This window comes from Streptomyces sp. NPDC004111 (assembly GCF_042874215.1).
Lineage (GTDB): Bacteria > Actinomycetota > Actinomycetes > Streptomycetales > Streptomycetaceae > Streptomyces.
The window spans coordinates 333,339-341,771 of record NZ_JBIAMU010000010.1; the positions used below are offsets into that span (position 1 = coordinate 333,339).

The 8,433-nt window shown below is 74.8% G+C and carries 7 protein-coding genes; all 7 read right to left on the minus strand.

Translation table 11 applies throughout. From position 1 onward, the window contains the following. Nucleotides 1-75 precede the first annotated feature (75 nt). The 7 genes from ACFYVL_RS21560 to ACFYVL_RS21590 all read right to left on the minus strand — a co-directional run bounded on the left by ACFYVL_RS21560 (nt 76) and on the right by ACFYVL_RS21590 (nt 8,248). Nucleotides 76-1,980 carry a VgrG-related protein gene (locus ACFYVL_RS21560; protein ID WP_389247091.1) on the minus strand — a complete coding sequence of 635 codons (1,905 nt, stop codon included), beginning with the start codon at nt 1,978-1,980 and terminating at the stop codon, nt 76-78. Beyond that, nucleotides 1,980-2,702, minus strand: coding sequence for a LysM peptidoglycan-binding domain-containing protein (locus ACFYVL_RS21565; protein WP_389247093.1), 723 nt, complete (start codon nt 2,700-2,702; stop codon nt 1,980-1,982). The genes ACFYVL_RS21560 and ACFYVL_RS21565 overlap by 1 nt, the downstream gene beginning before the upstream one ends. Before the next feature lie 101 nt (nt 2,703-2,803). Further along, nucleotides 2,804-3,226 (minus strand): phage tail protein, encoded by a 423-nt coding sequence (locus ACFYVL_RS21570; RefSeq protein WP_389247095.1) that lies wholly within the window; start codon nt 3,224-3,226, stop codon nt 2,804-2,806. Between the two features lie 131 nt (nt 3,227-3,357). Further along, the gene (locus ACFYVL_RS21575; protein ID WP_389247097.1) at nt 3,358-7,155 is read right to left on the minus strand and encodes a hypothetical protein; all 3,798 of its coding nucleotides are present in this window, start codon (nt 7,153-7,155) and stop codon (nt 3,358-3,360) included. Between the two features lie 3 nt (nt 7,156-7,158). Then, entirely contained in the window at nt 7,159-7,314 is a 156-nt protein-coding gene (locus ACFYVL_RS21580; RefSeq protein WP_389247099.1) for a DUF6760 family protein, read from the minus strand. Continuing rightward, entirely contained in the window at nt 7,311-7,802 is a 492-nt protein-coding gene (locus ACFYVL_RS21585; RefSeq protein WP_389247101.1) for a hypothetical protein, read from the minus strand. Before ACFYVL_RS21585 ends, ACFYVL_RS21580 begins: the two co-directional genes overlap by 4 nt. After that, nucleotides 7,802-8,248 carry a phage tail protein gene (locus tag ACFYVL_RS21590; RefSeq protein WP_389247103.1) on the minus strand — a complete coding sequence of 149 codons (447 nt, stop codon included), beginning with the start codon at nt 8,246-8,248 and terminating at the stop codon, nt 7,802-7,804. The genes ACFYVL_RS21585 and ACFYVL_RS21590 overlap by 1 nt, the downstream gene beginning before the upstream one ends. Between the last annotated feature and the right edge of the window lie 185 nt (nt 8,249-8,433).

Below are 8,433 nucleotides of genomic sequence, written 5' to 3' on the forward strand. Positions count from 1 at the left end.
GAAGCGGGCCGTCGGCCCGCACGCCGCCGGGCCCGCCGTCCGGGGCGTGCCGCGGGGCGTCGCGTGCGGTGACGGTCACGGGATCGGGTACGGCTTGTTGTTGACCAGCACGATGCCGTTGAGCATCAGCGTGGCCGCCCGGATGCCCACGTTCGCGGTCGAGTTGACCATGACGCCCGCACCGGCATTGATCATCGCGGCGGCGCCCGCCTTGAGGTCGAGGGCAGCCGCGGCCGAGATGCCCACCACTCCGCCCAGCGACCGCAGGCTGACCATCGCGCCGCCCTGGATGTTGACCTGACCGCCGCTGCGGATGGTCAGGTTGCGCTTGGCGCTGAGGGTCAGGTCGGTGCCCGCGTCGACCGACACCGACCGGCCGCCCTTGATCTTGACGGCGCCGCTGCTGTCGACGGTGATCTCCGTCTTGGTGCGGTCCAGATTGACCACCAGCTTGTCGTTGCCGGTGGCGATCCGCACACCCTGCTTGCGGCCACCGGTCTGCTGGCTGAGCAGGTCGACGCGGTTGCCCTTGCGGTCGGACACGGTGTGCCGGGTGGCCTGTTTGCGCAGCCCGTCGTGCAACGGCACGTCGCTGACCACGGTCGGTTTGTCGCGGCCGTTGTAGAGCCCGCCGATCACGAACGGGTGGTCCAGGGCGCCCCGGTCGAAGCCGACCAGCACCTCGTCGCCCACGTCCATCGGGAAGATCCCGCCGCCGCCCTTGCCGCCCAGCTGCACGGTGCGCGCCCAGTCACTGACGTACGCGTCGTCCAGCCACGGGAAGGTCAGCTTGACCCGGCCCTGCTTCAACGGATCCTGCACATCGGTCACCAGCGCGTTCGCCACGCTCGGCAGCCTGGTGCCGCTCTCCGCGCCGCCGCCCGAGGCCAGCCCGAACAGCGAACGCCACTGCCGGCCGCTCACCGTCACCCAGGACTCGTAGTGGTCGCCGTCGCCGAACACGTGCCGCACCGAGGTGACCGTGTACTTGCCCTCGAACGGCTTGCCCACGTCGGCCAGCGCCACCGGCACACCGGGCCGCAGCTCGGGGTTGCCGCGCGCGATCACCTCCAGCTCCGCGAACGACGAGGTGACGTCGGCCGCCAGCGCCTTCGCCGCGTGCCGCACGTCCGACTGCCGGTCGTAGGGCACGGCCGTCTCGACGAGCTTGGCCGTCTTGAACTTCCCGGCGATCTTCCCCGGGGTGGTGCCGATGCTGATGCCCTTGTCCGAGGAGATCGGGCGCAGCTCGGTGATCTTCTTCTTGGTGGTGACGTTCCAGCCCCGCGACTCGACCTTGCTGACCTGGTCGGCGGCGGTGACCGCGGCCCGCAGCCGCAGGATGTCGTGCCCCGCCTGGAGCACGAAGGCGCTCTTCTCGCCGTCCGTGGTGGGCGAGGGCGCACCCGCCGACGACTTCGGCTCGACGAACTGGAAACGGCCCTTGGCGTCCAGCGACATGACCATGTTGTTCTCGTCGGCGAGCCGGGCCAGGAAGTCCCAGTCGGTGACGTTGGACTGGCTGATGAACTCGTACAGCCCGCTGGTCGCGTCGATCCTGCCGATGGGCACACCGTCCTGCGCCGCCAGCTTGCGGGCGATGTCGGAGGCGGCCTGGTTGCGGTACGCGGCCACCCGGCGCTGCCGCATCAGCCGGTGCCCGTAGTCGTAGCCGCGGATCACGGTGAAACTGCCCGCCCCGTCGTAGTCGGCCTCCAGCGCGGTGATCTCACCGGTCAGCAGCGGAGTGCCGAGCCCCTTGCCGTCGGCGACCGGGGTGAGCACCACCTTCGTGCCGAACTCGGCCTTCAGCTCGCCCAGCACCAGCCGGTAGGGGTCGCGGAAGGTCAGCCGGAACGCGGCGGGCACGCCCACGCCCTGGTCCACCCAGCCGTCGACGAGCAGCGGGGCGATGTCCGCGGGGAGCTTCGCCCCGCCGACGGTGACCCGGATGATGCTGGAGAACGCGGTCTGCACCATCAGCGACGCACCTCCCCGGCGGCGGGCAGGACCAGTTCGACACCGGACGGCAGCCGGGACGGGTCGTCGATCCCGTTGGCCTCCGCGATGGCCCGCCACACCGTGGAGTCCCCGTACTCCCGCCAGGCCAGCGACTGGAGCGTGTCGCCCGCCACCACCCGGTGCACCCGCTGCGCGGTGAGCGCCCCCGACGTCGGGTTCTGGTACTTCGTCTTGGACGGGATCTCGTGCAGCTGCATCCGGCAGGTGGCCCGGATGGGCGTGCCGGTGGTGCTGAAGAGGGTGTACGAGGCCTCGACCGACGAGACGTACGCGACGAAGCGCGCCGTGGCGAACGCCCCCCACTCGAACACCACCCACGGCGGCGAAGGCTGGTCGGCGGCGATGGACTTGGCGGTCGTCTCGCAGCAGCCCAGCAGCGTCTCCACCTGCTTGAGCACGGTGTTGCTCGTCGGCTTGGCCGAGGAGTCCAGGAAGATCTCCACGCTCATCTCGCGCGGATCGGGCCCCAGGAACTCCGGCTTCGCACCGTCCCGCACCGCGGGCGCCGTCGTCACCTTCCACTGGGCGCGGCGGCTGATGGTGAGCTCGGACGGGTTGAAGGAGAAGGAGAACGTCCGGATCAGCCCGCCCGGGTTGGTGCTGGTGCCCAGGGGCGGTTCGTGGATGGCGAGGGTGGCGCGTACCAGGCTCTTGCCCGCGCCCTTGCTGCTGTTGGCCATGGGGTCTTCGTGGTCTTCCTCTGCGGTCCTGCGTCCCGCCGGTTCCGGTGCCGGTGGGGTCCTGCGTCGGCCGTCTCTCGTCCTCGGCCGCTCGTCCTCGGTCAGTCGGTGAAGCCGTGGTGCGCGATCTCCAGGACCTCCGTCGCGACGGCGGGACTGTCCGGGTTGAGCGTGGGTCCCTGCCAGCTGACGGGCAGTACGTCGATCAGCCCCCACCGGGCGACCTCCGAACCGTCCGCCCGCAGCGCCGCGATCTGGGCGGTGGGCCGTTTGATCCCGGTCTGCACCGAGGAGATCCACTTGGCGACCTTCGTGGTGTCCGGGGTGAGCGGACGGGTCAGCCGGATGGTGGAGAAGGTGAGCCGGGTCGGCAGCGTCCAGACGAAGCCGTTGTTGCCGCCCTCCTGCCGGTGCTCGACCTCCACCTGGGAGGACAGCCCGTCGCACCCGTTGAAGTAGCCGAGGCTCTCGCCGTCGATGGTCAGCGTGAACCAGATGGTGGAGCCCGGGTCCTGACGGGGCATCGGGGCCTCTTTCTGTGGTCTCCGCGACGGGGACCGACGGCGGTGGTGCGGGTGGCGAGTGACGGGCGGTGGACGGCGGACGGGGTGTACGGACGGACGAGGTGAACGGGCGGCGGACAGGAGCGCTCCGGTCAGTGCCGGGGGTCCCGGAGCCGGCCGATCCGCTCCCGGTCCTGCCGCAGTTCGGTACGGACGAGCCGGGTGATCCGGCCGATCAGCCGGTGCGTCAGCGCGTCGAGCTGGAAGTCGGTCAGCTCGTCCGGGTCGAACCCGCCGGGCGGGGCCTGTGAGTACCCGGGCGGCGGCTCGGAGCCGGAGACGGGGACCGGCGAGTACGGGGGCGGCGCCGAGCCGTTGGCCGGTGCGGCGGCCGAGTACGGCGGCGGCGGACCCTGCGGGGCGGGCGGGCTGTAGGGCGGCGGCGGACCGCCGGGCGGCGCGTGCTGCGGGGCCGACTGACCGGTGAAGCGGTTCATGGCCGAGGAGACGGTGGCCGCCGCCGCGGCGGCGAGCGCCCCAGTGAAGCCGCCGGAACCGCCCGGGGCACGCTGCACGACAGGAGCGGCCGCAGCGGCCGGAGCGGCGACGGGCCCCACCGGGCCGACGGGCCCGGCGGAAGGTGCCGGCTGCGCGGGGCCGGTGGGCGGCGACCACGCGGGAGCGGGGGCGTTGAGGGGGGCGACGGGCAGCGGCACGGGCGCACCGGACCGGGCGGCCCGGCGCAGCGGAACCACCGAGGCGGCCCCCGCCGGACGTGCGGCGGCGGCCCGCTGGACGGCGGGACCGGTGGCGGCGGGAGTAGGGGCCGCCGGTGGCGTGGGCGCGGTGACGGTCGGCGGTGCGGGTGCCGTGGCGGCAGGAGGTACGGGCGCCGTGACGGCGGGCGGGACGGTTGTGGCGACGGGCAGGACAGTTGTGGCGACGGGCGGCAGGGGCGCACCGCCCGGTGGACCGGCCGGGGCCGGGGCCGCAGGAGCAGTGCGTGTGACGGCACGCTGCACCTGCGGCGGAGCGGCGCCCGCCGTGCGGGGTACGGAGACCGCGGGGACGGGCATGCCGCCCGGTGCGGCGAGCGGTGCGCTGTCGGCCGGTGCGGCCTGGAGCGGCGCGCCCAGCGGCGAGCGGCGCCGGGCCACCGTCGGCGCGGGGGCCGACTGAGGTGCGGGGGCAGGCTGCGGCGCGGGGGCCGGCTGCGGAGGGACGGCGGAGCTGCCGGCGGACGGGGCCGTCGGCAGGGCGGGCGCCCTGGGTGCGGCCGTCGGCGCGGTCGGCGAAGCCGGTGACGCGGCGGGCACGTTCGTCGCTGCGGCGGCGGCCCGGGAGGTCTGAACGGACGGAGTAACGGACGGAGCCGTGGAAGCGGGCGCGACCGCGCGGGGAGCCGGGGCCGGAGCAGCGGTTCCCGACGTCGACGGGAGCGGTGCGCCGAGACCGGGACGCCGGGCGGAGGCACTGCGCTGGACGGGCGGCAGCGGGTGCACGACCGGGGTCGCTCCGCTGCCCGCCGAAGTGCCGCTTCGTTCCGCGCGGGGTGCGGGGGACGTCGATTCGGCGGCGCCCGCAAGCGGCTGCCGGGCGGACCGCTGGACCGGGTGCGCGGCCGTGGTGCCGGGGCGCTCGGAGCCCGCGGTACCGGCGGCCCGGGGGTGCTCGACGCCGGGCGCGCCCGGCGCGGAACGGTCCGCCGAGGGGGCCGGTGTGCCGGGACGAGGTGCCGCCGTACCCGGGCCGTGCTGTGCGGAACGCTGAACGGCGGGCGGAGCCGGGTTCGCTGCTGCCGGGTGCCGGTCGGCGCGCTCCACGGGACGGGGGCTGTCCGGAGTACGGGCGGACGACGGCCCGGAGGAGGCGGCCGAGGAACCGGGGCCGGGGCTCTCCGCGGACCCGCGCCCGTCCGCGGGCTGTGCGCGCTTCAGCTGCACGGGAGCGGGTGCGGCGGACCTACCCGGCGAAGTGGACTGGGAAGAAGGGGAGTTGACCGTCCCGCCGTCACCGGTGCGGGCTGCCGATGGCTGCGCGGTTGAGGCTGCCCGGTCGGGGCGTATGGGCGGAGGCGCGGGCACCGAAGAAGGTGCCGTCGCCGAGGACTTCGAGGACTTCGGTGCGGAAGCGGTGCCGGAAGAACCCTCTCCGGGGCGCGAGTCGGACGCACGCCTCCCGGAGGTGGCCGCAGGGCGCGTCCCGGTGCCGGTCGGACCGCTGTCCGGCGTACGGGCCTGTCCCTTGGCGGCTCGTTGTACCGGGGCGTCCGCCGTGGTGCCGCCACCGGTCGTGACGCCGGAACCGGGGGTGCGGGAGGCGGCGGGCCCGGTGGTGGGTGCGGATGCGGTGCGCTGTACGGAAGGCGGGATGGCCGGGCCACCGGAGTCGGACCGGGAGGCCGTCGGACGGGCGGCCGTCGGACGGGCGCCGGTGCCGACGTCCGGAGCGGTGGCGCTCTTGCGCTGCACGGGCGCCGACGCGGGAGCGGAGGGCCCGCGTTCCTCCGGTGCCGGGGTACGCGGTGACGGTCCGCTCGCCGACGCGCCACCGGAATCCCGGTCGGCGGACGGTGCTGCCGGGCGTACGGGGACGCCGGACGTGCCGGAGGGTGCCGGGGCCGAGGCGCGTGCCTGCGGCGCCGAAGTGCCTTTCGCAGCAGGGTTGTTGGGCTGGGCCGCGACCGCACTGCCCGAAGGCGAAGCGGACTGAGCCGAGGCGGCCGGGGATGGCTGCGGGGACCGTACCGCCCGCTGCACCGGCGGCGCGGACGGCGACGGCGGAGCGGCAGCGGCGGAGGACGCCGGAGCCGGGCCCGGGGACGCCGCGGCGGCCGACCGGACTCCTGGGCCGTCGGCTGCCGCGCCACGGGCCGGGGCACCCGGCGTACCGCTGGTCGTCGTAGGGGCGGAAGGCGTGGCGTCGGACCGCGTACCGCTGGTCGCCGTACGGCCGGAAGGCGTGCCGCCGGACCGCTGCACGGCGGGACCGGCCGCTCCGCGTCGTACCGGCGCATCGGAGACCGGCACACCGGGGGCCTCGGCACCAGGGATCGGAGCCTGAGCGGTGCGGGCGTCCGCGGTGCGTGCCGCGTCCCCGGCCGGCCCCGTACGTACGGGAGCGGCCGGGGACGCGGCGGACGGGCCGGTAAGGGCGGCCGGTTCGGTGTCGGGCGAGCCCGAAGACCCCTGGCCGCTCTCGGACCGCGACGCGGTGCGGGTGGTACGGGGGGCGGCGGGCAGGGTACGGCGCTGTACGGCCGCCGCCCCCGACGACGCCTGCGTCAGCGGGTTGTCGCGGCGCCGGGGCGCGTCCGTGGGCACGGGCGTGGCCCGTATGCCGCGCCCGGTCCGAGAGGTCGCGGGCACCGGCTCCCGGGCGGGTACGGGCCGGACCCGCCGCCCCGGCCCTTCCGGGGACACCCGGGCCTCCGGGGAGATCCGCTGTGCCGGAGCGGTGCTGGTGCCCTCGGCCGCCGGAATCGCCCGCAGGGGTGCGACCGGCATCCGCTGCACCGGCGGCATGCCGGCCGGAGAGTTCAGCGGTGTCGGCCGTGCCGACTGTTCCAGCCCGGTGGCCGGACGCGGCCGGGACGGCGCCGTCAGCGCACCGGAGAGCAGCCCGGCACTCGTCTTCGCGTCGAGCACGGCGGGCGACCCCGTCGCGGTGAACGACGGGTTCTGCCAGGTGGGCAGCCGCCCGCCGAAGCCGGAGTCGGCAACTCCGGTGCTCCCCGCGCCCGTTGCCCGCGCCATCGGCGGCAGGCCGGGCCAGGCCGCGGGAGCGCCGGACGCGGCACTGCCGGCGCCCGTCCCCGCGGACCCCGCGGAGGAGCCCCCGGGGCCGTCGGTGCCGGTCGCTCCCGCGCCCGGTGCCGGTGCTCCGTGCGGGGAGCCGCCCGGCTCCTCCGCGGTGTCCCGGCGACCGCGCAACCGGTCCAGGAATCCCACCCGTCAGCCCTCCTGGCCGCGCGTCACCAGGGACGCGATCCGTTCCGTGTACCGGCGGCGGTCGTGGTGTTCGAGGTCCAGGATGGTCTCCAGGCTCCAGTGGAAGTGGTAGGCGACGTACGCGATCTCCTCGTGCAGCCGGTCGGTCGCGTACGTCACGATTCCCCCAGGCGGCTCCCGCCGAGCTCCACCTCGAAGGGCTCCGAGCAGTGCGGGCAGTGCACGGCGGCGCGGGTGTGGCCCTCCGCGTTGATCTGCCGGTAGAAGTCCTGGAGGAACGCCAGGTCCGAGGCGAACATGTTCTCCACGATCCCGTCGTGCACCATCGGCAGCGTCCCCAACTGGGTGATGACGCGGCCCAGCAGGACCACCGACAGGTACGCCGGGTTCTCCTGGACGCGTACGTCGCGCAGCGGGACCAGCTCGTCCCGGGCCGTCGACAGCCGCATCACGCCGTGCCGGTGCACCACGTCCGAGTCGTCGACGTAGCCGCGCGGCAGCTCGAAGGGGAACTCGGTGCGCAGCCGCTCCTGGCGCACCGCGACCGCCGGTTCCGGCGCGGACGGCGCCCCCGGGGCGGCGGAAACCTCGGCCGGGACCTCGGCCGGCGCCATGGCGCCCCGGGTCCCGGCGGACGAACGCCGCACTACTCGATGACCAGTTCTTCGAAGACGATCGTGACGGTCTCGGTGAGCGCGGATGCCTCGCCCGCCTTCACCGTGCTGGTGTCGATCTTGCTGCACCAGGCGTTGCGCAGGTTGTAGCGCTTGACCGGGTTGTCCTCGAAGTCCATCACGATGATGGAGGCGTTCTTGCGGGCGGTGCCCATGCGGCCGTTGATCGAGTCGTTGATCCACTGCGTGAACGAGGCCGACTGCGTCATACCGCGCACGACGGTGCACTGGCCGTCCTTCTGGGTGCCGGGCAGCAGCGCCACACCGGACTTGCCGGTGGCGCCGTTGTTCTGCTGGTACCTGATGACGTCCTGCTCCAGGGAGAGGCCGCTGACCTCGGCGAGGTACTCGACCATCACGCCGTCGATCTGCAGCCCGAAATTGTGTGAAGTGAGGGCATCGCCCGGCTGGAGGCTCATCTGTTCGCTGTCCTAGGGATGTGAGGGCGGGGGAGAGGGAGGCGGGGAAGGAGGGGGCGGCGGGCCGGGGGCCCCCCCCCCGCCCCCCCGGGCCGGCCCCCCCCCCCCCCCCGGTTACCCGGGCAACGGGCCCCCCCCCCCGAACACGAACACCGCGGGCGGGTCCCGGGGGCGGGCGGTCGGGC